At 66.1% G+C, this 23915-nt stretch carries 24 protein-coding genes and 2 tRNA genes; 16 read left to right on the top strand and 10 right to left on the bottom strand.

Annotated elements, in window-relative coordinates; translation table 11 throughout:
* Window positions 1-112 precede the first annotated feature (112 nt).
* The 3 genes from cofC to ACJH5R_RS13505 are packed head-to-tail and all read left to right on the top strand — an operon-like array spanning window position 113 to window position 3976.
* Entirely contained in the window at window positions 113-793 is a 681-nt protein-coding gene (gene cofC, locus ACJH5R_RS13515) for a 2-phospho-L-lactate guanylyltransferase (RefSeq protein ID WP_406757390.1), read from the top strand.
* Complete coding sequence (locus ACJH5R_RS13510) at window positions 783-2990, top strand: RNA degradosome polyphosphate kinase (protein ID WP_406757618.1); 2208 nt, start codon at window positions 783-785, stop codon at window positions 2988-2990. Before cofC ends, ACJH5R_RS13510 begins: the two co-directional genes overlap by 11 nt.
* Before the next feature lie 53 nt (window positions 2991-3043).
* Window positions 3044-3976: an NUDIX domain-containing protein gene (locus ACJH5R_RS13505; protein WP_406757391.1), complete on the top strand. Its 933-nt coding sequence runs from the start codon at window positions 3044-3046 to the stop codon at window positions 3974-3976.
* A gap of 48 nt (window positions 3977-4024) precedes the next feature.
* Here ACJH5R_RS13505 and ACJH5R_RS13500 read toward each other — a convergent pair whose 3' ends face one another.
* The 3 genes from ACJH5R_RS13500 to leuC form a co-directional block, all read right to left on the bottom strand.
* Window positions 4025-4732, bottom strand: a complete 708-nt coding sequence (locus ACJH5R_RS13500; RefSeq protein WP_406757392.1) for an HU family DNA-binding protein — start codon at window positions 4730-4732, stop codon at window positions 4025-4027.
* 188 nt (window positions 4733-4920) lie between these two features.
* Window positions 4921-5517: a 3-isopropylmalate dehydratase small subunit gene (gene leuD, locus ACJH5R_RS13495; RefSeq protein ID WP_406757393.1), complete on the bottom strand. Its 597-nt coding sequence runs from the start codon at window positions 5515-5517 to the stop codon at window positions 4921-4923.
* A gap of 30 nt (window positions 5518-5547) precedes the next feature.
* Window positions 5548-6966 (bottom strand): 3-isopropylmalate dehydratase large subunit, encoded by a 1419-nt coding sequence (gene leuC, locus ACJH5R_RS13490; RefSeq protein WP_406757619.1) that lies wholly within the window; start codon window positions 6964-6966, stop codon window positions 5548-5550.
* A gap of 54 nt (window positions 6967-7020) precedes the next feature.
* Between leuC and ACJH5R_RS13485 the strand changes: the two genes are divergently transcribed.
* Both ACJH5R_RS13485 and ACJH5R_RS13480 read left to right on the top strand, forming a co-directional pair.
* Window positions 7021-7722, top strand: a complete 702-nt coding sequence (locus tag ACJH5R_RS13485) for an IclR family transcriptional regulator (protein WP_406782139.1) — start codon at window positions 7021-7023, stop codon at window positions 7720-7722.
* Between the two features lie 41 nt (window positions 7723-7763).
* Window positions 7764-8264: a pyridoxamine 5'-phosphate oxidase family protein gene (locus tag ACJH5R_RS13480; RefSeq protein ID WP_046286782.1), complete on the top strand. Its 501-nt coding sequence runs from the start codon at window positions 7764-7766 to the stop codon at window positions 8262-8264.
* Between the two features lie 64 nt (window positions 8265-8328).
* Here ACJH5R_RS13480 and ACJH5R_RS13475 read toward each other — a convergent pair.
* The 4 genes from ACJH5R_RS13475 to ACJH5R_RS13460 all read right to left on the bottom strand — a co-directional run bounded on the left by ACJH5R_RS13475 (window position 8329) and on the right by ACJH5R_RS13460 (window position 10903).
* Window positions 8329-8401, bottom strand: a tRNA-Glu gene (locus ACJH5R_RS13475).
* A gap of 73 nt (window positions 8402-8474) precedes the next feature.
* Window positions 8475-8546, bottom strand: a tRNA-Gln gene (locus tag ACJH5R_RS13470).
* Window positions 8547-8645: 99 nt separating this feature from the next.
* On the bottom strand, window positions 8646-10118 hold the full coding sequence (gltX, locus tag ACJH5R_RS13465) for a glutamate--tRNA ligase (RefSeq protein WP_406782138.1): 1473 nt from the start codon (window positions 10116-10118) through the stop codon (window positions 8646-8648).
* Window positions 10115-10903: a fumarylacetoacetate hydrolase family protein gene (locus tag ACJH5R_RS13460; protein WP_406782137.1), complete on the bottom strand. Its 789-nt coding sequence runs from the start codon at window positions 10901-10903 to the stop codon at window positions 10115-10117. The genes gltX and ACJH5R_RS13460 overlap by 4 nt, the downstream gene beginning before the upstream one ends.
* 165 nt (window positions 10904-11068) lie before the next feature.
* On the opposite strand from ACJH5R_RS13460, the gene ACJH5R_RS13455 reads away from it, so the two are divergent.
* The 6 genes from ACJH5R_RS13455 to ACJH5R_RS13430 all read left to right on the top strand — a co-directional run bounded on the left by ACJH5R_RS13455 (window position 11069) and on the right by ACJH5R_RS13430 (window position 16212).
* Complete coding sequence (locus tag ACJH5R_RS13455; protein WP_406757398.1) at window positions 11069-12319, top strand: MFS transporter; 1251 nt, start codon at window positions 11069-11071, stop codon at window positions 12317-12319.
* Between the two features lie 32 nt (window positions 12320-12351).
* The gene (gene ectA, locus ACJH5R_RS13450) at window positions 12352-12918 is read left to right on the top strand and encodes a diaminobutyrate acetyltransferase (RefSeq protein ID WP_406782136.1); all 567 of its coding nucleotides are present in this window, start codon (window positions 12352-12354) and stop codon (window positions 12916-12918) included.
* 188 nt (window positions 12919-13106) lie between these two features.
* On the top strand, window positions 13107-14384 hold the full coding sequence (gene ectB / locus ACJH5R_RS13445) for a diaminobutyrate--2-oxoglutarate transaminase (protein WP_406757400.1): 1278 nt from the start codon (window positions 13107-13109) through the stop codon (window positions 14382-14384).
* Window positions 14381-14788, top strand: a complete 408-nt coding sequence (locus ACJH5R_RS13440; protein ID WP_406757401.1) for an ectoine synthase — start codon at window positions 14381-14383, stop codon at window positions 14786-14788. Before ectB ends, ACJH5R_RS13440 begins: the two co-directional genes overlap by 4 nt.
* On the top strand, window positions 14785-15693 hold the full coding sequence (gene thpD, locus ACJH5R_RS13435) for an ectoine hydroxylase (RefSeq protein ID WP_406757402.1): 909 nt from the start codon (window positions 14785-14787) through the stop codon (window positions 15691-15693). Before ACJH5R_RS13440 ends, thpD begins: the two co-directional genes overlap by 4 nt.
* A 27-nt stretch (window positions 15694-15720) precedes the next feature.
* Window positions 15721-16212: a DUF3830 family protein gene (locus ACJH5R_RS13430; protein WP_406757403.1), complete on the top strand. Its 492-nt coding sequence runs from the start codon at window positions 15721-15723 to the stop codon at window positions 16210-16212.
* An 88-nt stretch (window positions 16213-16300) separates the two neighbouring features.
* On the opposite strand, the gene ACJH5R_RS13425 is transcribed toward ACJH5R_RS13430, so the two are convergent.
* Together ACJH5R_RS13425 and ACJH5R_RS13420 are read right to left on the bottom strand one after the other, a co-directional pair.
* A complete protein-coding gene (locus ACJH5R_RS13425) occupies window positions 16301-17671 on the bottom strand; it encodes an amidase (protein WP_406757404.1) in 1371 nt (456 codons plus the stop codon).
* A gap of 13 nt (window positions 17672-17684) precedes the next feature.
* A complete protein-coding gene (locus tag ACJH5R_RS13420; protein WP_406757405.1) occupies window positions 17685-18650 on the bottom strand; it encodes a D-2-hydroxyacid dehydrogenase in 966 nt (321 codons plus the stop codon).
* Between the two features lie 81 nt (window positions 18651-18731).
* On the opposite strand from ACJH5R_RS13420, the gene ACJH5R_RS13415 reads away from it, so the two are divergent.
* From ACJH5R_RS13415 to ACJH5R_RS13405, 3 genes are read left to right on the top strand one after another with little or no spacing between them, the layout of a single operon-like run.
* Window positions 18732-19499 (top strand): Asp/Glu/hydantoin racemase, encoded by a 768-nt coding sequence (locus ACJH5R_RS13415; protein ID WP_406757406.1) that lies wholly within the window; start codon window positions 18732-18734, stop codon window positions 19497-19499.
* Window positions 19496-20218 carry a maleate cis-trans isomerase gene (locus ACJH5R_RS13410; protein ID WP_406757407.1) on the top strand — a complete coding sequence of 241 codons (723 nt, stop codon included), beginning with the start codon at window positions 19496-19498 and terminating at the stop codon, window positions 20216-20218. The genes ACJH5R_RS13415 and ACJH5R_RS13410 overlap by 4 nt, the downstream gene beginning before the upstream one ends.
* A complete protein-coding gene (locus ACJH5R_RS13405) occupies window positions 20215-20907 on the top strand; it encodes a GntR family transcriptional regulator (RefSeq protein WP_406782135.1) in 693 nt (230 codons plus the stop codon). The genes ACJH5R_RS13410 and ACJH5R_RS13405 overlap by 4 nt, the downstream gene beginning before the upstream one ends.
* A 3-nt stretch (window positions 20908-20910) precedes the next feature.
* On the opposite strand, the gene ACJH5R_RS13400 is transcribed toward ACJH5R_RS13405, so the two are convergent.
* Window positions 20911-21729 carry an IclR family transcriptional regulator gene (locus ACJH5R_RS13400; protein ID WP_406757409.1) on the bottom strand — a complete coding sequence of 273 codons (819 nt, stop codon included), beginning with the start codon at window positions 21727-21729 and terminating at the stop codon, window positions 20911-20913.
* Window positions 21730-21851: 122 nt separating this feature from the next.
* Between ACJH5R_RS13400 and ACJH5R_RS13395 the strand changes: the two genes are divergently transcribed.
* Both ACJH5R_RS13395 and ACJH5R_RS13390 read left to right on the top strand, forming a co-directional pair.
* Entirely contained in the window at window positions 21852-23291 is a 1440-nt protein-coding gene (locus ACJH5R_RS13395; protein ID WP_406782134.1) for an aromatic ring-hydroxylating dioxygenase subunit alpha, read from the top strand.
* Window positions 23288-23914, top strand: coding sequence for a 3-phenylpropionate/cinnamic acid dioxygenase subunit beta (locus ACJH5R_RS13390; protein ID WP_406782133.1), 627 nt, complete (start codon window positions 23288-23290; stop codon window positions 23912-23914). The genes ACJH5R_RS13395 and ACJH5R_RS13390 overlap by 4 nt, the downstream gene beginning before the upstream one ends.
* The last annotated feature ends 1 nt before the right edge of the window (window position 23915 follow it).

Below are 23915 nucleotides of genomic sequence, written 5' to 3'. Positions count from 1 at the left end.
TAAGCGCATCACCCTAGCGGGGATCGCAAGCGCGGCGGAGCCGGGCGAAGCGGGTCACCGCTATGAACCCAGCGCGCGGAACGTTCAGCCCGACGCTGGCAGGATGTGAGGTGTGAACTCCGCACAGGCCGAGGTATCCGGCATCGGCCTGATCATCGCCGTCAAGCGGCTCAGCGTGGCCAAGACCAGGCTGGCGCCGGCTTTTCCCGCACCGCTGCGGGAGGCCGTGGTGCTGGCCATGCTGGTGGACACCATCAGCGCGGCGGTGGCCGCCCGCGGACTCGAACACATCACCGTTGTGACTCCCGATGCGGCCGCCGCGGCAGCCGCCGCCGAGCTCGGAGCCGAGGTGCTGGAGGACCCGACTCCAGAAGGTCACGGCGACCCGCTGAACAACGCACTCGCCGCTGCCGAAGCCGCAGTAACCGAATCGGTGCCCAATATCGTTGTGCTGCAGGGCGATTTGCCGGCTTTGCAATCTTACGAGCTCGACGAGGCGATCGCCGCAGCGCGGACACACCAGCGCAGCTTCGTCGCTGACCGGCATGGGATGGGCACCGCGGCGCTCTTCGCGTTCGGCACCGCGCTGGACCCGAGGTTCGGCAGAAATTCATCTACGCGACACCGGGAATCCGGCGCGCTGGAACTGACCGGAGCCTGGCCTGGCCTGCGCTGCGACATCGACACCCCGGAAGATCTCGCGGTAGCGCGTCGGCTCGGAGTCGGTACCGCAACAGCCCGTGCACTCGCACATGCCAAGTCCGGTGGCAGCACCACGCGGGATGAGCAATGATTTCGGGGTGGACGAAATCGAGGGCAGCGAACTCACCGAGACGCGTAGCGACACGACCGACTGGCGTCCGCACGACGCCGCTCCGACTGCACCACCCGCTGCCACCGAGACGCTTTCGGCCGGCGACGACGACGAACTACCCGCCGACCGCTACCTCAACCGCGAACTGAGCTGGCTGGACTTCAACGCCCGAGTGCTGGCTCTGGCCGCCGACACCTCATTGCCGCTGTTGGAACGGGCCAAGTTTCTGGCGATCTTCGCCTCCAATCTGGACGAGTTCTACATGGTCCGGGTCGCCGGCCTCAAACGCCGCGACGAGATGGGCCTGTCCGTGCGCTCGGCCGACGGCCTGACCCCCCGTGAGCAACTGCGCCGCATCGGCGAACGGACCCAGCAGATCGCCACCAGCCATGCGCGGGTGTTCCTCGACTCGGTCCGCCCGGGGCTGGCCGCCGAAGGCATCCACATCGTCACGTGGGCCGACCTGGAATCGACCGAGCGCGACCAGCTGTCGGGGTACTTCCACGAGCAGGTGTTCCCGGTGCTGACACCGCTGGCGGTCGACCCGGCACACCCCTTCCCTTTCGTCAGCGGGCTCAGCTTGAACCTGGCGGTGACGGTCAAACGTCCCGAGGACGGTGGAAGTCACTTCGCGCGGGTCAAGGTCCCCGACAACGTCGACCGTTTCGTCGAACTCGATGTCGGCGCCAGCAGCAGCGACAGCCGCGGCGAGGTCCGATTCCTGCCGATGGAGGAGCTGATCGCGGCATTCTTGCCGGTGTTGTTCCCCGGCATGGAGATCGTCGAGCATCACGCGTTCCGCATTACCCGCAACGCCGATTTCGAAGTCGAAGAGGACCGCGACGAAGATCTGTTGCAGGCCTTGGAGCGGGAGCTGGCGCGGCGCCGGTTCGGGTCACCGGTGCGCCTCGAGGTCGCCGACGACATGACCGAGCACATGCTGGAGCTGTTGCTGCGCGAACTCGACGTGGACCCCGGTGACGTCATCGAGGTGCCCGGCCTGTTGGACCTGTCATCGCTGTGGCAGGTCTACGGGCAGGACCGGCCCGATCTCAAGGACCGCACCTTCGTCCCGGCCACTCACCCGGCGTTTGCCGAACGGGAAACCCCCAAAAGCATTTTCGCCACCCTGCGTGAAGGCGATGTGCTGGTACATCACCCGTACGACTCGTTCGCCACCAGCGTGCAACGGTTCATCGAACAGGCGGCCGCCGACCCGGGCGTGCTGGCGATCAAGCAGACGCTCTACCGAACCTCCGGTGATTCACCGATCGTCACCGCGCTGATCGATGCCGCCGAGGCCGGCAAGCAGGTGGTGGCACTCGTCGAGATCAAGGCCCGGTTCGACGAGCAGGCCAACATCAAGTGGGCCCGCAAGCTGGAGCAGGCCGGCGTGCATGTGGTGTACGGACTGATCGGTCTGAAGACCCACTGCAAGGTCTGCCTCGTCGTGCGTCGCGAGGGATCGACGATCCGGCGGTACTGCCATATCGGCACCGGTAACTACAACTCCAAGACCGCGCGCCTCTACGAAGATGTGGGACTGCTGACCGCCGACCCGGACATCGGCGCCGACCTGACCGACCTGTTCAATTCGTTGACCGGCTATTCGCGGAAAGTCGCCTACCGCAACCTGTTGGTGGCCCCGCACGGCGTCCGGACCGGGATCATTGAACGCATCGAACATGAGGTCGCGGCACACCGCCAGTCCGGCGACGGCCGGATCCGGCTCAAGCTCAACTCACTGGTCGACGAGCAGGTTATCGATGCGCTCTACCGCGCCTCTCGCGCCGGAGTCCGAGTCGAGCTGTTCGTCCGCGGGATCTGCGCGTTGCGCCCCGGGGTCGAGGGTTTCTCCGAAAACATCCTCGTCCGATCGATTCTCGGCCGATTCCTGGAACACTCCCGCATCATCCACTTCCGCGCCATCGACGAATTCTGGATCGGCAGCGCCGACATGATGCACCGCAATCTGGACCGCCGGGTCGAGGTGATGGTGCAAGTGAAGAACCCGCGGCTGACCGCGCAACTGGGCGATGTGTTCGACTCCGCCATGGATCCGGCCACCCGCTGTTGGGAGCTCGGGCCAGACGGTCAGTGGACGGCCGAACCGCAGGCGGGGGCCACGGTCCGCGACCACCAGGTGTCGTTGATGGACCGGCATCGCAATTCCTGACATCTCCGCCCACTACCGCCCACGAAGTCCGAATTGACCTGCAGGAGTGCAAGGTGCTCGAAACGACAGTGTCGAATGGCTCCGGGACGGTAGACAAGGTCGTCCACGCCGCCGGTGCGGTGCTGTGGCGGACGCGGCGCAATGCCGTCGAAGTGGCCCTCATCCACCGCCCGCGCTACGACGACTGGTCACTGCCCAAGGGCAAAGTCGATCCCGGTGAGACCGAACCGGTGACAGCCGTGCGGGAGATCCTCGAGGAGACCGGCCAGCACGCGCAGCTGGGCCGCCGGCTGGGGGCGGTCCGCTATCCGGTCACCCAGGGCGTCAAGAAGGTGCGTTACTGGGCCGCGCAAGCGGTGGGCGGAGATTTCGTGCCCAACCACGAGGTGGACGACATGGTCTGGCTACCGGTCGAAGCCGCAATGCGGGAACTGCAGTACGCCTATGACCGGAAGATATTGCGGCGGTTCGCCAAGCAGCCCGCAGACACCGAAACGGTGTTGATCGTGCGGCACGGCACCGCCGGCCGTCGGTCGCGGTTCTCCGGCGACGACCGCCAACGGCCACTGGACAAGAAGGGGCGTGCGCAGGCCGAAGCGCTCACCGATCAGCTGCTGGCCTTCGGCGCGACCACGGTGTACGCGGCCGACCGGGTGCGCTGTGAGCAGACCGTGGAGCCATTGGCCGCCGAACTCGGGGTGGCGGTACACAGCGAACCGACGCTGAGCGAGGAGTCGTACGCCGACAACCCGAAAAGGGCCCGGCGCCGGGTAGTGGAGATCGCGCAATTGGGCGGCACACCGGTTATCTGCACCCAGGGCAAGGTGATTCCGGATTTGGTCGCCTGGTGGTGCGACCGCGACGGTGTCAGCCCGGACAAGTCGCGCAATCGCAAGGGCAGCACCTGGGTGTTGTCGCTGTCGGGCGGCCGGCTGATCGCCGCCGACCACCTCGGTAGTCCGCTGGCTACCCAAGCACTGGTGTGAACGACCGAGCGCCGCGGGGATAACCCCGCGGCGCTCGGCTATTCGTTGCTACTTGCGACCCTTACGGGCCGGTGCCTTGGTGGCTTTCTTGGCCGGAGCCTTCTTCGCCACGGCCTTGGTGGCGGCCTTCTTGGCGACGACCTTCTTGGCCGGAGCCTTGGTTGCTGCCTTCTTCGCGACAACCTTCTTGGCCGGAGCCTTGGTCACAGCCTTCTTGGCCGGAGCCTTAGTCGCTGCCTTCTTCGCGACAACCTTCTTGGCCGGAGCCTTAGTCGCTGCCTTCTTCGCGACAACCTTCTTGGCCGGAGCCTTAGTCGCTGCCTTCTTGGCGACAACCTTCTTGGCCGGAGCCTTGGCGGCAGTCTTCTTCGCGGCGGCCTTGGTGGCCTTCTTCGCCGGCGACTTCTTCGCGGCCTTCGCGGGCGTGGCGCTGGCACCAGCACCGCGCTTGACGGCGAGCCCCTCGGACGGGACACGCTGCGCGCCAGAAACAATCGCCTTGAACTGCGCCCCGGGGCGGAAGGCGGGAACGGACGTCGGCTTCACCTTGACCGTTTCACCGGTGCGGGGATTGCGGGCCACGCGCGCGGCGCGACGACGACGCTCAAAAACGCCGAACCCGGTGATGGTGACGCTCTCACCCTTGTGGACGGCGCGCACAATGGCATTGACGAAATGCTCGACGGCCTCGGTCGCCGACCGACGGTCGGTGTCCAATTCCTTTGTGAGCACCTCGATGAGCTCTGCTTTGTTCATCCAATCCCTCCGAAACCAGTGGCCCTACTTGAGCCGACTAGAGCACACGGTAAACCCTGATACCACTGATATCCAAGAGCCACGCGCAATTTCAGACGAGATTATGGGCGAATTCGGCAATCCGGTTACCGCCCTTGGACGCTGACGAGAGCGTCGTTTCGACCGGAATTAAGCTCCGGCACGGGGCCTCAAGAAGCAGGCAGAGTGCGCGGTTTCCAGCTCGGGCGAGCCGCCTCGAAAGAATCGATATCGTCGAGTTTCCGCAGCGTAAGGCCTATATCGTCGAGCCCCTCGGACAGCCGCCAGGCGGTGTAGTCGTCAATCGTGAACGCCACCACCACCGTTCCGGCGGTGATATTCCGATCTTGAAGATTGACAGTGATTTCCAGCCCCGGGCTCTGCTCGATGACTTTCCACAGCAGTTCCACATCATCCTGGGCCACCTGGGCCGCCAGCAAGCCAGCCTTGCCAGCATTGCCGCGGAAGATGTCGGCGAATCGGGAGGAGATCACCACCCGGAACCCGTAGTCGAGCAGCGCCCAGACCGCATGTTCCCGCGAGGATCCGGTGCCGAAGTCCGGTCCGGCCACCAGCACCGAACCTTGGTCGAAAGGGCTGAGATTCAGCACAAAGGACGGGTCGGTGCGCCACGTGGCGAACAGGCCGTCCTCAAATCCCGTCCGGGTGATGCGCTTCAAATAGACCGCGGGAATGATCTGGTCGGTGTCGACATTGGACCGCCGCAGCGGGACTCCGATTCCGGTGTGGGTGTGGAAAGCGTCCATGACAAGGCTCCTTTTTCGTACCGGCGGCGGTCAGTTCAAGTCGGCGGGGGCCGACAGCGTCCCACGGACAGCGGTGGCAGCGGCGACGACCGGAGAAACCAGGTGGGTGCGTCCGCCCTTGCCCTGCCGGCCCTCGAAGTTGCGGTTGGACGTCGACGCAGACCGCTGCCCCGGCTCCAGCTGATCGGGGTTCATCCCCAGGCACATTGAGCAGCCGGGTTGGCGCCATTCGGCACCTGCGGCGGTGAAAACCTCCGCAAGGCCCTCGGCTTCGGCCTGATTGCGCACCCGCATCGAACCCGGCACCACGAGCATCCGCACCCCGTCGGCCACCTGATGCCCACGCAACACGTCGGCCACCGCGCGCAGATCCTCGATGCGACCGTTGGTGCACGACCCGACGAAGACCGTGTCGACCGCGATCTCGCGCATCGGCGTTCCCGGTTGAAGGTCCATGTACGCCAACGCCTTCTCCGCGGCCCGTCGCTCGGCCTCGTCGTGGATCGCCTCCGGGTCGGGCACCTGGGCGCCCAGCGGGACACCTTGGCCCGGGTTGGTGCCCCAGGTCACGAACGGCGTCAGCGTGTCCGCGTCGAGGTGGACCTCGGCGTCGAACACCGCACCCGGGTCAGTGCGCAAGCTGCTCCAATAGTCCACCGCGGCGTCCCAGTCGGCGCCGGTCGGCGCGTGCGGCCGGCCGCGCAGGTACTCGTACGTGGTCTCATCGGGAGCGACCATGCCGGCCCGAGCGCCGGCCTCAATGCTCATGTTGCAGATCGTCATCCGGGCCTCCATCGATAGCGCCTCGATGGCGCTGCCCCGGTATTCGATGACGTAACCCTGGCCGCCGCCGGTGCCGATCTGGGCGATCACCGCCAAGATGATGTCCTTGGCCGTGACACCCTCGGCGAGTCGCCCGTCGACATTGACCGCCATTGTCTTGAAAGGCTTCAGCGGCAGCGTCTGGGTGGCCAGCACGTGTTCCACCTCGGAGGTGCCGATACCCATCGCCAGCGCACCGAACGCGCCGTGGGTGGAGGTGTGACTGTCGCCGCAGACCACCGTCGTACCCGGCTGGGTGAGCCCCAGCTGCGGCCCGATGATGTGCACGATCCCCTGATCGATGTCGCCCATCGGGTGCAGCCGGATGCCGAACTCGGCGCAGTTGTGCCGCAACGTCTCGACCTGGGTACGCGACACAGGGTCGGCGATCGGCTTGTCGATGTCGACCGTCGGCACATTGTGGTCCTCGGTGGCGATGGTCAGATCCGGGCGCCGCACCGGACGACCGGCCAACCGCAGCCCCTCGAAAGCCTGCGGGCTGGTGACTTCATGCACCAGGTGCAGATCGATGTAGATGAGGTCGGGTTCGGTCCCACCGCCGGATACCACGACGTGGTCTGCCCAGACCTTCTCGGCCAAGGTGCGAGGCTGCTCGGTCTTGGACATTGCTGCCATCCCCAATCTGTACCGTCTTACATTCTGAGACGCTAGTATCTGTATATGGGACAGCATAGCGGTATCGGCGTTCTGGACAAAGCACTGGCGGTGCTCCACTCAGTCGCCGAATCGCCGTGTGGGCTGGCTGAACTGTGCGAGCGCACCGGCCTGCCCCGCGCCACCGCACACCGGTTGGCCGCAGGCCTGGAGACCCACCGGCTGCTCGGCCGCGACGATGAGGGCCGTTGGCGGATCGGCCCCGCGGTCAGCGAACTGGCGTCCCGCGCCGACGATCCGCTTCGCGCCGCCGGAGCGGCGGTGCTGCCACGGCTGCGAGAGATCACCGGGGAGAGCGTGCAGCTGTATCGCCGCGAGGGTTCCGAACGAGTCTGTGTTGCGGCGCTGGAACCGCCTGCGGGGCTAAGAGACACAGTTCCGGTCGGCGCCCGGTTGCCGATGACGGCCGGTTCGGGCGCCAAGGTCTTGCTGGCCTACGCCGATGCAGGCGTGCAACAGGAAGTGCTGGCGGCGGCCAAGTTCACCAGTCGCACCCTCGCGGAGATGCGCCGGCGGGGCTGGGCGCAAAGCGTTGCCGAGCGCGAGCCCGGGGTGGCCAGCGTGTCGGCACCGGTGCGCGATCACCGCGGCACGGTGGTCGCAGCGATCTCGGTGTCGGGTCCGATCGACCGGATGGGGCGGCGCCCGGGGGCGCGCTGGGCCGACGACCTGCTCGCGGCGGCCGGCGACCTGACGGCCCGGCTGTAACCCGGGCGCGGGGGTCCCGGTCCGCCTGTCAGACTGCAGAGATGGGAACCAAACAGCGCGCACAGATCGTCATGACCGATGCCGAGGTAGCTGACTTCGTCAACACTCACCGCACCGGAACACTGGCCACCATCGGGCCCGACGGCCAGCCCCACCTGACCGCGATGTGGTACGCGGTGCTCGACGGCGAGATCTGGCTCGAGACCAAGGCCAAGTCCCAGAAGGCGGTCAACCTGCGCCGCGATCCTCGGGTCACCTTCCTTCTGGAAGCCGGTCAGACGTACGACACGCTGCGCGGGGCCGCGTTCGAGGGCGTCGCCGAGATCGTCGACGACCCCGAGACCATCTTCCGGGTGGGCGTCAGCGTCTGGGAGCGCTACACCGGCCCCTACACCGACGAGATGAAGCCCGGCGTCGACGCGATGATGAACAACCGGGTGGCTGTGCGCATCGTCACACGGCGCACCCGCTCCTGGGACCACCGCAAGCTCGGGTTGCCGGCCATGCCGCTGGCCGGTTCCACCGCCCCGAAGGGCGACTGAACCCACTCTGGATCAGGTCGACACAAAAAGGCCCGCACCGTGACGGTGCGGGCCTTTTGCGATGTACCCCCGATGGGATTCGAACCCACGCTACCGCCGTGAGAGGGCGGCGTCCTAGGCCGCTAGACGACGGGGGCTAGAACATTTCCGGGTTGCCAGCATAGCTCAACCCGTACGGCCCGCCTAATCGCTTGCAGCGGACCGCTTTTGCTGGGGTACCAGGACTCGAACCTAGAATGGCTGAACCAGAATCAGCTGTGTTGCCAATTACACCATACCCCATTGGCCGGCCATTACCGCTGGTCAGAGTGCCGGTGGGGCACTACTGGCCAGCCGTTCTTGGGCCGACGAGCAGACTACCAAACTTCTAGCGCGAAGTTGTCATCGCGCTTCCCCAACGCCGTCCCGGGCGCTGCGGAGCCGGTCCAAACTGCGGTTCGAGCCCAACAGTTCCAGCGACTCGAACAGTGGCGGGCTGACCAATCCACCGGAGACACCGACCCGGATCGGGCCGAACGCCTTGCGCGGTTTGAGCCCCAGATCGTCCAGCAGCGCGGCCTTCAGCGCAGCCTCGATGTTGGCGGTGGTCCACTCCCCCACGCCCTCCAGGGCCGCAATGGCCGCATCCAACACCGGAGCCGCGTCGGGGCCCAGCTCCTTGGCGGCGGCCCGCGGGTCCAGCTCGTAGTGCGAGTCGTTGAAGAACCTCAGCAGCGGCCATGCGTCCCCGAGCACCACGATGCGGGTCTGCACCAGCGCAGCGGCCACCGCGAAGCCGGCGTCGTCCAGACCGGTGTCCTGTCCGTGGGTGTCGAGATAGCTGCGCAACCGTGCGGTGAAGTCGTCGAGGTCGAGCAGCCGGATGTGCTCGGCGTTGAGCGCATCGGCCTTCTTCTGGTCGAACCGGGCCGGATTGGAGTTGACGTTGACCACGTCGAACGCGGCAACCATCTCGTCGATACTGAACACGTCGCGGTCGTCGGCGATGGACCAGCCAAGCAATGCCAGATAGTTCAACAGTCCCTCGGGGATGAAGCCTCGGTCGCGGTGTGCGAAGAGGTTCGACTGCGGGTCACGCTTGGACAGCTTCTTGGTGCCCTCACCCAAAACAGTTGGCAGGTGGCCGAATTCCGGGATGCGATCGGCGACGCCGATGCGAATCAGCGCCTGGTACAGCGCGATCTGGCGTGGCGTGGACGGCAACAGGTCCTCGCCGCGCAACACGTGGGTGATCTTCATCATGGCGTCATCGACCGGGTTGACCAAGGTGTACAGCGGGTCGCCGTTGGCGCGGGTCAGCGCGAAATCGGGAACGGTGCCCGCCGGAAAGGATGTCTGCCCCCGCACCAGGTCCGCCCAGCCCAGTTCGGTGTCGGGCATCCGCAGTCGCACGACCGGCTTGCGGCCCTCGGCCAGAAAACCGGCGCGCTGCTCGGCGGTCAGCTCGCGGTCGAAGTTGTCGTAACCCAGCTTGGGGTTGCGGCCGGCGGCCAAGTGGCGGGCCTCGACCTCCTCCGGCGTCGAGAACGCCTCGTATGCCTCTCCCGCCGCCAGCAGCCGCGCCACCACGTCACGGTGGATGTCGGCGCGCTGCGACTGCCGGTACGGGCCGTAGGGCCCGCCCACCTCGGGACCCTCGTCCCAGTCCAGATTCAGCCAGCGCAGCGCATCCAGCAGCGCCAGGTAGCTTTCCTCGCTGTCGCGTTCGGCGTCGGTGTCCTCCACCCGGAAAACCATGGTTCCGCCGGTGTGGCGGGCGTAAGCCCAGTTGAACAGGGCGGTGCGGATCAGCCCGACGTGCGGCGTGCCGGTCGGTGACGGGCAGAACCGGACGCGAACACCAGATGTGGTCACGAGTTTCCTTTGCGGATAACGGGGTTGGACAGCGTGCCAATGCCTTCGACGGAGACGGACACGGTGTCACCGTGTTCGATGGGGCCGACACCTTCGGGGGTTCCGGTCAGCAGGATGTCGCCGGGCAGCAGCGTCATCACCGCGGAGATCCACTCCACGATGGCGCCGATGTCGTGCATCATCAGCGAAGTCCGGCTGTCCTGCTTGACCACCCCGTTGACCTCGGTGCGAATCGCCAGGTCAGCTGGGTCGAGGTCGGTGACGATCCACGGCCCGATCGGGCAGAAGGTGTCGTGGCCCTTGGCCCGGGTCCACTGCCCGTCGGACTGCTGCTGGTCTCGCGCCGACACGTCGTTGCCGATCGTGTAACCCAGGATGTTGTCCTTGGCCCGCTCGGCCGGCACGTCCTTGCACGGACGTGAGATGACGACGGCCAGCTCACCTTCGTAGTGGACCGGGGAAGCGTTGGCGGGCAGCTGAATCGGCACGTTGGGCCCGATGATCGCGGTGTTGGGTTTGAGGAACATCGTCGGGTTGACCGGTGGGGCGCCACCCATTTCGGCGATATGTGCCGCGTAGTTCTTCCCGATGCAGACCACCTTGCTGGCCAGGATGGGCGCCAGCAGGCGCACGTCGGCCAACGGCCAGGACCGGCCGGTGAACTCCGGTGTGCCGAACGGATGCTCGGCGATCTCGCGGGCAGTCATCTGGTGTGGCCGGTCCGGATCTCCTTCAAGACTGACGAAGGCGACACCGTCCGGGCTGGCAATTCGGCCTAGGCGCATTCGAGCAAGCCTAATGGCGATCACAAGCGCGGCGGAGCCGGGCGCAGTGGGTCGACATCAATCGGCTCAGGCCGATCACAAGCGCGGCGGAGCCGGGCGCAGTGGGTCGCCATCAATCGGCGTAGCTCGCGTCCCTGGTAGACCCGCCTGTGGAAGCATGGTCGGATGTCCACCGAGCCGATCGGCAAAGCCGCTCGCTGGTCGGTCGTGGTCGTCGCCCTGATGGCCACGCTGTGTTCATTCGTCTTCATCAACGGCATCGCCTTCGTCATCCCGATGCTGGAGACCAAACGGGAAACCAACCTGGCGATGGCCGGCCTGCTGGCCTCGATGCCCAGCTTCGGAATGGTGCTGACCCTGTTCGCGTGGGGCGCGTTATTGGACCGCATCGGCGAGCGAATCGTATTGAGTGTTGGCTCCGCGTTGACCGCGCTGGCCACGTTCGCGGCCGCCTCGATGGAGTCGCTGGTCGGGGTCGGCGCGTTCCTGTTTCTCGGCGGTATGGCCGCCGCCAGCGCCAACAGCGCCAGCGGGCGGCTGGTGACGGGCTGGTTCCCGCCGCACCAGCGCGGATTGGTGATGGGTATCCGCCAGACGGCGCAGCCGTTGGGCATCGCGCTGGGGGCCGAGGTGATCCCCGAACTGGCTGAGCACGGGCTGGCGCGGGCGTTGATGTTTCCCGCAACGCTGTGCGCAGTCGCGGCGGTGGCGTGTGCGATCGGCGTGGTGGATCCGCCGCGCATGCCACGGTCGGCGGCCTCTGGCACTGAACTCGCCAGCCCCTACAACAGTTCGAAGGTGCTGTGGCGCATCCACCTGTCCTCGGCTCTGCTGATGGTTCCGCAGTGTGTGCTCGCCACTTTCATGCTGGTGTGGCTGATCGTGGACACCGATTGGTCCATCGCCGCCGCAGGCGGTCTGGTGACGGTGTCGCAGCTGCTCGGCGCCGCCGGGCGGGTGGCCGCCGGCCGGTGGTCCGACCGCGTCAGGTCGCGGCTGCGCCCGATTCGCAGCCTCGCCGTCGCCGGAGCGCTGGCGATGCTGGCTCTGGGCACCGCCGACCATCTGCACTCCCGTCTCGCCGAAGCGGCCATGGTCGTTGCGGCGGTTATCACCGTGCTGGACAACGGATTGGCCTCGACCGCAGTCGCCGAGATCGCCGGCCCCTACTGGAGCGGTCGTGCACTGGGCATCCAGAACACCACTCAGCGGTTGACCGCCGGGATCGCTCCCCCGGTCTTCGGTGCGCTGATCGGTGCCGCCGGTTACCCGGTGGCGTTTGCGTTATGCGGACTGTTCCCGCTGGCCGCACTGCGTTTGGTACCGGTGAGCGCTGAACCCGAAGGCCGCTCGGCACTGGAGGCGCTGCGGACCCTGCGAGTGCCGCCCGGGCCGCCGCCCGACCCGTCCACGTAACCGCGAGCCTGCGGCCAAGTACCGTCGAAACGATGACGGATACGGATCTTGTCCGGCTTCGGACACCAACTGTGGCGGACGGCCCGGCCCTATGGCAGATGGCCGTCGACAGCGCCACGCTCGACGTCAACTCGCCCTACGCATACCTGCTGTGGTGCCGCGATTTCGCCGCTACCTCGGTGGTTGCCGAGGTCGGCGGAGAACCCGGCGGTTCAGCGAGGCTCGAGGCAGGAGAGGCGAAGCCGCGGCCGCCGCATCAACTCGGCGGCTTCGTCAGCGGCTACCGGCGCCCAGATCAGCCGGAGACCCTGATGGTCTGGCAGGTAGCTGTCAACGCTGCTCACCGCGGCGCCGGCCTGGCCGGGCGGATGCTCGACCACCTGGCGAGCGCGCAACTCGCCCAGGGCGTGACACATCTTGAGACCTCGATCACACCGGATAACGAAGCCAGCCGACGACTCTTTGGCGCTTTCGCCCGTCGATGGGACGCGCCACTGGCGTGTTCCGAGCTGTTCGGAGCGGATTTGTTCACCGAATCTCATTTGGCAGAAGAACTGTTTCGGATCGGACCGCTTCGGGTACACCCACGACGCCGGTGAGGGCGTGGCAAGGTTGAGATCACAAAATGGTCTCGGTAAGGTCACGGACGCGCAAACGTGAGCCCCGACAGACCTAGTGCGGGGGCATACGAGCGGGGTGGTGGGTCGAGCCGAGATCACCCGCGGCACGAGTTTGATGTCGACCTGTCGTTCCGTTCCGTTGTATGTGACCGACGGACGGAGGAACTATGACGATTTTCGAAACCCTTGAATCCGAAGTACGAAGTTATTGCCGGTCCTGGCCGGTGATGTTCGACCGCGCCAGTGGCTCTCGGATGTGGGATGTCAACGGCAAGGAATATCTGGACTTCTTTGCGGGCGCCGGAGCGCTCAATTACGGCCACAATCACCCCGACCTGCGGGCGCCGTTACTGGAATACCTCAGCTCGGATCGAGTGGTGCACAGCCTCGATATGAACACCGTCGCCAAGGCTGAGTTCCTGGAGCGCTTCAACGAGGTGATCCTCAAGCCCCGCGAGCTCAACTACAAGGTGCAATTTCCCGGACCCACCGGGACCAATGCGGTGGAGTCGGCGCTGAAGCTGGTGCGCAAGATCACCGGCCGCGAGAGCATCATCAGCTTTACCAACGCTTTTCACGGAATGACGCTGGGTGCGCTGAGCGTGACCGGCAACTCGATGAAGCGCGGCGGTGCCGGGATTCCGCTGGTGCACGCCACCCCGATGCCCTATGACAACTACCTCCACGGCGCTACCCCCGACTTCATCTGGTTCGAGCGACTGCTGCAGGACAGCGGCAGCGGCCTGAACGACCCGGCGGGGGTGATCGTCGAGACTGTGCAGGGTGAGGGCGGAATCAACGTGGCCCGCCTGGAATGGCTGCGCGGCCTGGCCGACCTGTGCCAGCGCCACAACCTGCTGCTGATCGTGGACGACGTCCAGATGGGCTGTGGGCGCACCGGACCGTTCTTCAGCTTCGAGGCGGCCGGCATCGTTCCCGACATCGTCTGTCTGTCCAAGTCGATCAGCGGGTACGGGCTCCCGATGGCACTGACGCTGCTGAAGCCGGAACTGGACGTGTGGGAGCCGGGCGAGCACAACGGCACATTCCGCGGCCAGAACCCGTCGTTCGTGACCGCCGCTGCGGCGCTGAACTTCTGGACCGACAATCGGTTGGAGAAGTCGGTACTGCGCAAGGGTGAACTGATCGAACAGGCGCTGACCGAAGTGGTGGACCCGATCCCCGGCGTCAGCACCCGGGGTCGCGGCCTGATCCGCGGCGTGGCCTTCGAACGACCGGAGCTGGCTGGAGAGGTATGCCGTGAGGCGTTCGAGCGCGGGCTGCTGCTGGAGACCTCTGGCCCCGAAAGCGAGGTTGTAAAACTCATGCCGCCGTTGGTCATTGACGACGACGATCTGGCCGAAGGCCTGACGATCGCCGCCCAATCGATCGAAGCCGTCGCCGCCCGTCAACTCACCGCAACCACGTCAGGAGCCAGCCGATGATCGTCCGTACCCTCGCCGAGATCAAGGGCACCGACCGCGACGTCCAGTCCAAAACCTGGAACAGCCAGCGGCTGCTGTTGGCCCGCGACGGGCAGCGGTTCTCGATGCACGAGACCTGCCTGTACGCCGGTACCGAGACCTCGATGTGGTACGCCAACCACGTTGAGGCGGTGTACTGCGTCGGCGGCGAAGGCGAGCTGATCAACGACGAGACCGGCGAGGTGCACCCGCTGCATGACGGCACGCTGTACCTGCTCGACGGTCACGAGCACCACCGCGTTGTCGCCCACACCGACCTGCGCATGGTGTGCGTATTCGACCCGCCGGTCACCGGGCAGGAGGTGCACGACGACACCGGCGCGTACCCCCTGCTCACGGAACAACCACAGGAGACGGCATCGTGACCCCTCCCCTGACCGAGCAAGGCCTCGTCGACCGCTACCCCACGCGCAACAACGTCACGATCGGTATCGAACCGCGGCACGACCCGGTGGTCTGGGCCGCAGAAGCCAACGGCGGCGGCCCGTTGAGCCCGCAACGGGTCGCGCAATTCGACGCCGACGGATTTCTGGCCGTCGACACCGTTTTGGACGCCGACGTCGTGGCAGACCTGCGTAACGAGCTGGACCGCCTGCGCGCCGACGCCGCGCTGGCCGCCGACGAGCGCTCGATCTGCGAGCGCGACAGCGGCCAGATCCGGTCGATCTTCGAGGTGCACCGGATCAGTCCGGCGTTCGCCGCGCTGGTCGCAGACCCGCGCCTGGTGGGACCGGCCCGTCAACTGCTCGGCTCCGACGTCTATGTGCACCAGAGCCGGGTCAACTTCAAGCCGGGGTTCAACGGCCGAGAGTTTTACTGGCACTCCGATTTTGAGACCTGGCATGCCGAAGACGGCATGCCCACCCCACGCGCGGTCAGCGTCTCGGTGGCCCTCACCGAGAACCTGGACAGCAACGGATCGCTGATGATCATGCCCGGGTCGCACCGTTGGTTCGTGTCGTGCCCGGGCCAGACCCCGCCGGATCACTACCGCTCGTCGCTCAAGCAGCAGGAGATCGGCACGCCCGACGATGCGAGCCTGACCTGGTTGGCCGATCAGCATGGGATTCGTCAGATCACCGGACCGGCCGGGTCCGCGGTGTTCTTCGACAGCAACTGCATGCACGGATCGAGCAGCAACATCACGCCATATGCACGCTCGAACGTGTTCATCGTCTACAACAGCGTGGACAACGCCCTGGTGGAGCCGTTCGGCGCTGCCGTTCCGCGACCGACATTCATCGCCAGCCGCGTCTTCGACCCGGTGTAGACCCGGCGGGAGAGGAAAGAGGCTGCTGTGGCACGTTTCCTGTCCATCACGCTGACCGGGCGCGGGGTGTCTTGCCGGGCGCGACTGCTCGAGGAGCAGGCGCCCCTGACCTGCGCCGTGGTCTGGGAAGCGCTACCCGTCGCAGGCCAGGCCTATCACGGCAAGTACGCCCGCAACGAGGTCTACACGCTGTTGCCACCACTGGGCTCCCCCGGACGCGAGAACACCACGGTCACACCAATCCCCGGCGATGTCTGCTTCTTCGACTTCGACGCCGGTGACATCGGCAACCCCGCCTACGGCTATGACAAGGACGGGCAGGCGAATTCACCACTGGGCGCCACCGACCTGGCGATCTTCTACGGCCGCAACAATCTGTTGATCAATGGCGACGTCGGGTGGGTGCCCGGCAATGTCTTCGCCACGATCGAGGACGGCCTGACCGAGATGGCCGCCGCCTGCAACGACTTGTGGATGGCCGGTGCGGTCGGCGAACAGTTGGCCTTCGCCCGGGCCTGACCCTTTCCGGCGAGAGTGCATGTCTGCACAGCGACACGCCGTTGACGACGGCATTCTGCGCACGCTCGCTGGTGGAACGGGACTGTATCTAGCCCAAGACCCGCTCGGCGAACAAGCCGGCCGCCAGCACCAGATCGTCGCTGTGCCGGGGGCCGATGATCTGCATGCCGATCGGCAGACCCTCCGCCGTGGCGCCGATCGGGATGCTCAGCGCCGGCTGTTGAGTCATGTTGAAGGGGTAGGTGAACGGCGTCCACTGGGCCCACCACCGCAGATCGGAATCGACCGGCACGTCGTGGCCGGCGGCGAAGGCCGCAATCGGGGTGGTCGGCGTGATCAGTAAGTTGTGCCGTTCGTGGAAGCGCCCCATGGCAACACCCAGATCCACACTCACCTGGCGGGCGGCCAGATAGTCGACGCCCGACACCGCCGTCCCCCGGTCCCACATGTCGGCCAGCCCGGGGTCGACGAGCCCGCGGTCGCCTTCCCGGCCACGCAGGCTGCCCGCCGCCCCGGTTGCCCACAGCACCTCGAACGCGTCGATCGGGTCGGCGAAGCCGGGATCGGCCACTAGAACGTTCAATCCGGCGTCGGCCAGCGCCTGAACGGCCTCGGCCACCGCGGACGCGATCTGCGGGTCGACGTCGACATATCCCAGCGTCGGCGAATACGCCACGTCGAGACCGACCACGTCGCGCCGGACTTCGCCGCGGTAAGTCGTCAAAGTCGGCGGCAACGACGTGGGGTCGCGAAAATCTGGCAGCGCGATGATGTCCATCAGCATGGCGGCGTCTTCGACGGTCCGGGTGATCGGGCCGGCGTGCGCCAGTGGCCCGAACGGGCTGATCGGATACATCGGCACGCGGCCATGAGTGGGTTTGAAACCCACCACCCCACAGAAACTCGCGGGAATCCGGATGCTGCCGCCACCGTCGGTGCCGATAGCCAAGGGCGCCATCCCGGCGGCGACCGCGGCGGCGCTGCCGCCCGAGGAGCCGCCCGCGGTGCGCGTGGTGTCGACGGGATTGCGGGTGACGCCGGTACGCGGGCTGTCGGTGACGCCCTTCCAGGCCAGTTCCGGGGTGGTCGTCTTACCGAGCAGCACCATGCCGTCGTTGCGGATCTTGTTCACCGCCGGGCTGTCGTCGGGCCACGGCCCCGCCGCGTCGGCGAGCAGCGATCCCCGCAGGGTCGGCCAACCGGCGGTGTGGAAGACGTCTTTGATCGCGATCGGCACCCCGTCCAGCAGTCCCTTGGTGTAGTTGCCGCCCCAGCGGACCTCGGACTTGCGGGCCTCTGACAGCGCCGCCTCCTCGTCGACCAGACAGAAGGCGTTGACCTCGCCGTCACGTTCGCTGATCGCCGCGAGCGCTGCGGCGGTGGCTTCCACCGGTGACAGCTCGCCGGAGGTGTAGGCGGCGACCAGTTGCAGGGCACTCAGTTCGGTGGGGTGAGTCATACGACGTGCCTCCTCAACCGGTTTCGCTGGTCGCCGACGCGCGGCGCTTGTCGACCACGTTGTGCAGCGGCTGGCCGGACATGTACCGGCGGAAGTTGGCGATGAACTGTTGCTGCAATGCGTTTCGCCAACCCTTGATGTCACCGCTGTTGTGCGGTGTCAGGCGTACGTTGGGGACTCTCCACAGCGGATGATCGGCCGGGAGCGGCTCTGGGTCGACGACATCGAGTGCGGCTCCGGCAATGACACCGGCCTGCAGCGCCGCCACCAACGCATCGGTGTCTACCAGCTCGCCGCGGCCTACGTTGATCAGTCGCGCCGTCGGCCGCATCGCGTCGAGCACCCCGGAATCGACCATGCCCCGGGTCTGCGACGTCAGCGGCGCGGCCAGCACCACATAGTCGGCGTCGGCGACTGCGGCCAACACATCGGTGGTGATCGCGCCGATGTCGGGATCCTCGCGGACGCTGCGTCCAACGCCGCGTACCGACATTCCGACCGCACGCAACAACCGGGCGATGGCCCGCCCGACCGGCCCGGGCCCGACGATCGTGACCGATGCGCCGGCAATCGGCTCGCTGTCGAAGTGCTCCCACCGTTGGACGCGCTGAGCGTCCCAGGACCGCCGGAAGTCCTTGGCGAAGGCCAGGATCTGCCCGAGCACATACTCGGCGATCGGTTCCTCGAAGATTCCGCGGGAATTGGTGATGACGACATCGCTGTCGATCAACTCGTCGAAGAGCACGGCGTCCACCCCGATGGCGGCAACCTGCACCCAGCGCAATGCCTCGGCGGAAGGCCACACCGATGCCAGTGCGGGAGAAGAGAAGTCGTACAAGAAGAGCACGTCGGCACCGACAATGCCGTCGGCCAGCCGCGATGACGGAACCAGGCGTAGCTCCGCGTCTGCGCTGATCGAATCGAGTTGTGCGGGGACCGACTCGCCGTGCTGGACGGTCACCACCGGCCGCGCGTCCACATTGACACCGTAAAAACAGATCGTATGATTGTCAACAATCCAGGGCTGGCCTGGGGGTGGAACGTCAGTATGGGGAAACCCATGGATCTGTCCCAGTTTCCGGAGTTGCCGGACTTCGACGGGCCGGTCGATCAGCGCGGTGTCGGCATCATCGCGCCTTTCGATCTGGCGATCGAACGCGAACTGTGGCGCTGGATCCCTGCCGAGGTGACGCTGCACCTGGCACGTACGCACTACGAACCTGTCCCGGTCAGCCGAGCCATGGCCGAACTGGTGTCTGACACCAATCATCTACAGGCGGCGACCCGAGACGTGCTGCACGTCGAGCCGGAGGTGGTTGCCTATCTGTGCGCGTCGGGGAGCTTCATCCACGGCGTCGAGTACGAGAAGACGCTGGTCTCGGCCATCGAATCCGCCGGAGCCAAGGCAGCGGTCACCACGTCGGGCGCACTGGCTGAAGCGATCATCGCGCTGGACATTTCGCGGATCAGCGTCCTGACCCCCTACGACGGGGAGTTGACCGACCTGCTGCGGGTGTTTCTGAACCAACTCGGGGTGTCCGTGCTGCACTCCGATCATCTGGGACTGGGTGGCGGGATCTGGAAGGTCAACTACCGCACCGTGGCCGAACGGATTTTGGCCGCGGATCGCCCGGAGGCGCAGGCCATCTTCGTCAGCTGTACCAACCTGCGGACCTACGACATCATCGCTCCCCTGGAGCAGATGCTGGGTAAGCCGATCCTCACGGCCAATCAACTGACGATGTGGGCGTGCCTGGGGCGGATGGACCTGCCGATGATGGGACCCGGCCGGTGGCTCCGCGATGTCTTCACCGGAGCCCCCCAATGACCGGCGCACCACCGACCGTCGGGTTCATCTATCCCGACCACGCCGCCGAGTCGGACTACCCCCATGCCGCCCGCCTGCTGGGCGTGCACCTGCCCGTCGCGCACATCTACGGCACCGACCTGCATGCCGTGCCGGAACTGATGGACCTCGGCAGTCCAGCCAGACTCGCCCACGGCGCGGCGTTGCTGACACCGCAGCAGCCCGCCGCGGTGGTCTGGGCGTGCACGTCGGGAAGCTTCGTGTTCGGCCCCTCCGGCGCTGCCGAGCAGGTTGATCGACTGGCAGCCGAAGCCGGCGTGCCCGCCTCGAGTACGTCGTTCGCGTTCGTGCACGCCCTGGCCGCGCTCGGCTGCCGCCACGTTGCGGTCGCCGCCAGCTATCCGCGCGACATCGCCCAGCTGTTTGTGGATTTCGTTGCCGCCCACGGTGTCACCGTCGAAGCCATGGGAGATTCCGGTATCCCCACCGCGGCGGAGGTGGGCCGGCTGACGCCTGGCCAAGTCCGAGAACTCGCACTGCGCAATGACTCCCCTCGGGCCGATGCGCTGCTGATCCCCGACACCGCCATGCACACCGTCGCCCAGGTCGACGAACTCGATCGACTGCTCGGCAAGCCGGTACTGACCGCCAATGTGGTGACGGTGTGGGAAGGTTTGCGCATCGCCGGGATAAGCCGGCGGACAACCGGGCTGGGCGCATTGTTCGAGGATGGGCGATGACAATCTCACATGATGCCGGGTTCGAGCCATTGAGCCGGCCCTCAACGGCGGAGCTGATCGCCGAGCGGCTCCGGGAGGCGATCACCCGCGGCCGGCTGGCGCCGGGTCAACAACTCGGCGAAGCGACCCTGGCCGCGCAGTTCGCGGTGTCGCGCGGCCCGCTACGCGAGGCGATGCAGCGGCTGGTGGCCGAAGGGTTGCTGCGCAGCGAACGCAATCGGGGCATTTTCGTCGTCGAACTCACCGATGACGACGTCCGCGATGTGTACCAGGCACGCAAGGCCATCGAACGCGCCGCCGTCATCGAAGTGCTGCGCGGCGACACCCGCACCGCGGCCGCCCGACTGCGTGGCCCGGTAGAGGCCTTGCGCGTTGCCGCGTCCCAGGGCGACGGCGCCGCGGCAGCCGATGCCGACCAGGCGTTCCACGAAGAGCTCGTCGAGTGCGCCGGCAGTCCACGACTGCACCGCGCGATGCGGACCCTGCTTTCGGAAACCCGAATACTGCTGGGCGAACTCGAAGAGGCCTACCCCGACCTGCGCGATCAGGTCACCGAACATGTCGTGCTGCGCAAGGCGATCGGTGCCGGTGACGAGGGCCTCGCGATCCGGCTGATCGACGAACACATGGACGACGCCGTACGTCGCCTGTTGGCGCGGCGGGCACAGCTGCTCTTGGCCCCGTCGTAGCTGTTAGCCGATCTGGTCGCCGATCTCTTTGGCCGCCTCGACCAATACGGCCGCCACCCCTCGGTACTGCGAACTGCTCAGTCGGTGAACGGGCGCTGCGGCATTGAGCGCCAGCAGAACTCCCGGCGCACGCGTAGGAATGGGCACCGCGACCGAAGCGACTCCATCCTCACTTCCCTCCCGGTTCACCGCGTACCCCTGTTGTCGTATCTGACTGAGCTCGCGTTGCAGTTGCGTCCTGGTGCCGACCGAATGTGCCGTCACGCGCGGCAGCTCGTCGTCTGGGTACAGACGGGCGATGTCGGCATCGGACAACCGCGCCAGCAGCGCCTTGCCGGTTGAGGTGCAGTGCGCCGGCATCGTGCGCCCGAGCCGTGAGGCAACCCGAACGGCAGCCTGCCCCTCAGCGGCGGCGATGAAGCGAACGCCTGAGCCCTCAAGCATTCCGAGATGGACCGACTCGTTGAGGCGTTCGCTGAGGCGCAGCAAAACCGGCTTTGCCGCACCCTCGACATCGATGCGGTTGAACACCGAGAACGCCACGCTCATCAGCGCGGGCCCGGGGTGATAGGCCTTGGACACCGGATCCTGGCGCACGAAGCCCCGATATTGCAGCATGGCCAACAGACGATGGGCCGTGGAGGATGCGACGTCCAAGTGTTTGGCCGCGTCCGTCAACCGGATCTGCGGCTGCTCTCCCAACAACAGGAGAAGCTTCAGCGCCCGGTCCACCGATCCGATCGGATACTGCGGCACACCCCAGTCCGGAGCCGCGGCGCCGGCGCCCTCGCCGGTCGGCCCCAGTGGTTCATCGCTCTGCATACCAGAGACAATACTGCGGGTTGTTGACCTTTTAACCGGCATCCTGGCAAAGTTTTCTCCACGCCCCAGAGATTTTCTCTGCATACCAGACATCGCGGGCCTTCACGACTGGAGACGCATCGATGAGTGATCACCGGCATGTCCTCGATGAGGTCAGGCGGGGAATGATCCCAGCGCACATCTACAACGACGCCGAAATCTTCGAACTGGAGAAAGAGCGACTCTTCCGCCGCGCCTGGATGTTCGTGGCGCACGAGTCGGAGATACCCCAGGGCGGCGACTACGTGGTGCGGCGCCTGCTCAACGACTCCTTCATCATTGCGCGCGACTCCAAGGGCGACGTGCGGGCCATGTTCAACATGTGCCTGCATCGTGGGATGCAGGTATGCCGCGCCGAGATGGGCAACGCCTCCAATTTCCGATGCCCCTACCACGGCTGGTCGTACCGCAATGACGGGCGCATCACCGGCCTGCCCTTCCACCAAGAGGCCTACGGCGGCGAGGCCGGCTTTTCCAAGCGGGGCCAGACCCTATTGCCGGCACCAGGTCTCGCCAGTTACAACGGGCTGATCTTCGTCAGCCTTGACCCGCAAGCTCCCCCGCTCGAAGAGTTTCTCGGCGATTTCAGGTTCTATCTGGACTTCTACACCAAGCAGAGCCGCAGCGGCCTCGAGGTGCGCGGCCCGCAACGGTGGCGCATCAAGGCGAACTGGAAGATCGGCGTCGAGAACTTCGCCGGCGACATGTATCACACCCCCCACACCCACGCCTCTGTCGTCGATATCGGGCTGTTTCGTGAACCGAAGGCGCAGAAGCGCAAAGACGGCGCAACGTACTGGGCGACCTGCGGCGGCGGTACCACCTACAAACTGCCGCCGGGCACCTTTGAGGAACGGATGCGCTATGTCGGCTACCCCGACGACATGGTGGGGCGAATCAAGGACGTGTGGTCACCCGACCACCAGCGCATGGTCGCCGACGACGGTTTCATGATCTCGGCGGCATCGGTCTTCCCCAACATGAGCCTGGTGCACAACTGGCCGAAGATTCAAGACAGTGAAGACGTGTTGCCGTTCATATCGATTCGCACCTGGCAGCCGATCAGCGAGAACGAAACCGAGGTGTACTCCTGGTTCGCGGTCGACGCGGCCGCACCCGAGCAGTTCAAGAAGGACTCCTACAAGGCCTATCTGATGTGCTTCGGCTCCACGGGCATGTTCGAACAGGACGACGTGGAGAACTGGGTGTCGCTGACCAATACCGCCGCCGGATCCATGGCCCGCCAACTGTTGCTCAATGGCCGGATGGGCCTGCTCGCCGACGACACTCCGGTGGTCAATGCCCTACCGCCGGAGCAATTCCATGGACCAGGTACCGCTCAAGTCGGCTATAACGAGAACAATCAGCGGGCGATGCTTCGGATGTGGGCCGATCACCTCGAAATGCCTGCGGTGGCGACCACCACCGCGGCGATGGGCACACAGCGCGAAGGCATCACGCCCCTGGTGCAGACCAACGGCACGTCGGCATGCGAGGACGCCTGCGAGGAGGCCCGGGTATGACATCCGCCGAGAAAGGCACGCGGGCGGGGTTTCCACGACCGAGCGATGCCGGCGGCCCCTGGGAGCTGGCAGTCCTGGGTGGTCATGCACCAACGAAGGTCCGTACCGGTAAGCCCTTACCGTTCAACGACACCCGACACCTGCAGGCACATCAGTTCTTGGTCGATGAGGCCTATCTTCTCGACGCGCAGCAGTACACCGAATGGCTCGACACTCTCACCGAGGACATCCACTACTTCATGCCCGTGCGAGTGACCACCGCCTCCGGCGCTGGGTTCGACACGTCGCCCGGCATGGCTCACTTCGACGAGAACAAGTACTCCCTGCACAGACGCGTCGCGCGCTTTGCGACCGAACACGCCTGGACCGAAGACCCGCCGTCACGGCTGCGCCATCACATCACCAACGTCCGCACCTTTGCCTGCGACGATGACCAGCACCTGATCGTCGAGTCGGCCGAACTGCTCTTCCGCAGCCGCGGCGACGTCAACGAGGCTGCGCTGGTCTCCTGCGGCCGCGAAGATCTGTTACGCCTGACTGACCACGGATGGAAGTTGGCGCGCCGCACCATCTATGTCGATGAGTCGGTCATTCGCATGCAGAACCTGGCGGTCTTCCTGTGAG

Source organism: Mycobacterium sp. SMC-19 (assembly GCF_045310815.1).
Lineage (GTDB): Bacteria > Actinomycetota > Actinomycetes > Mycobacteriales > Mycobacteriaceae > Mycobacterium.
The sequence above is the reverse complement of the archived record's forward strand: the minus strand, read 5'-3'. Positions and strand labels throughout refer to the sequence as shown.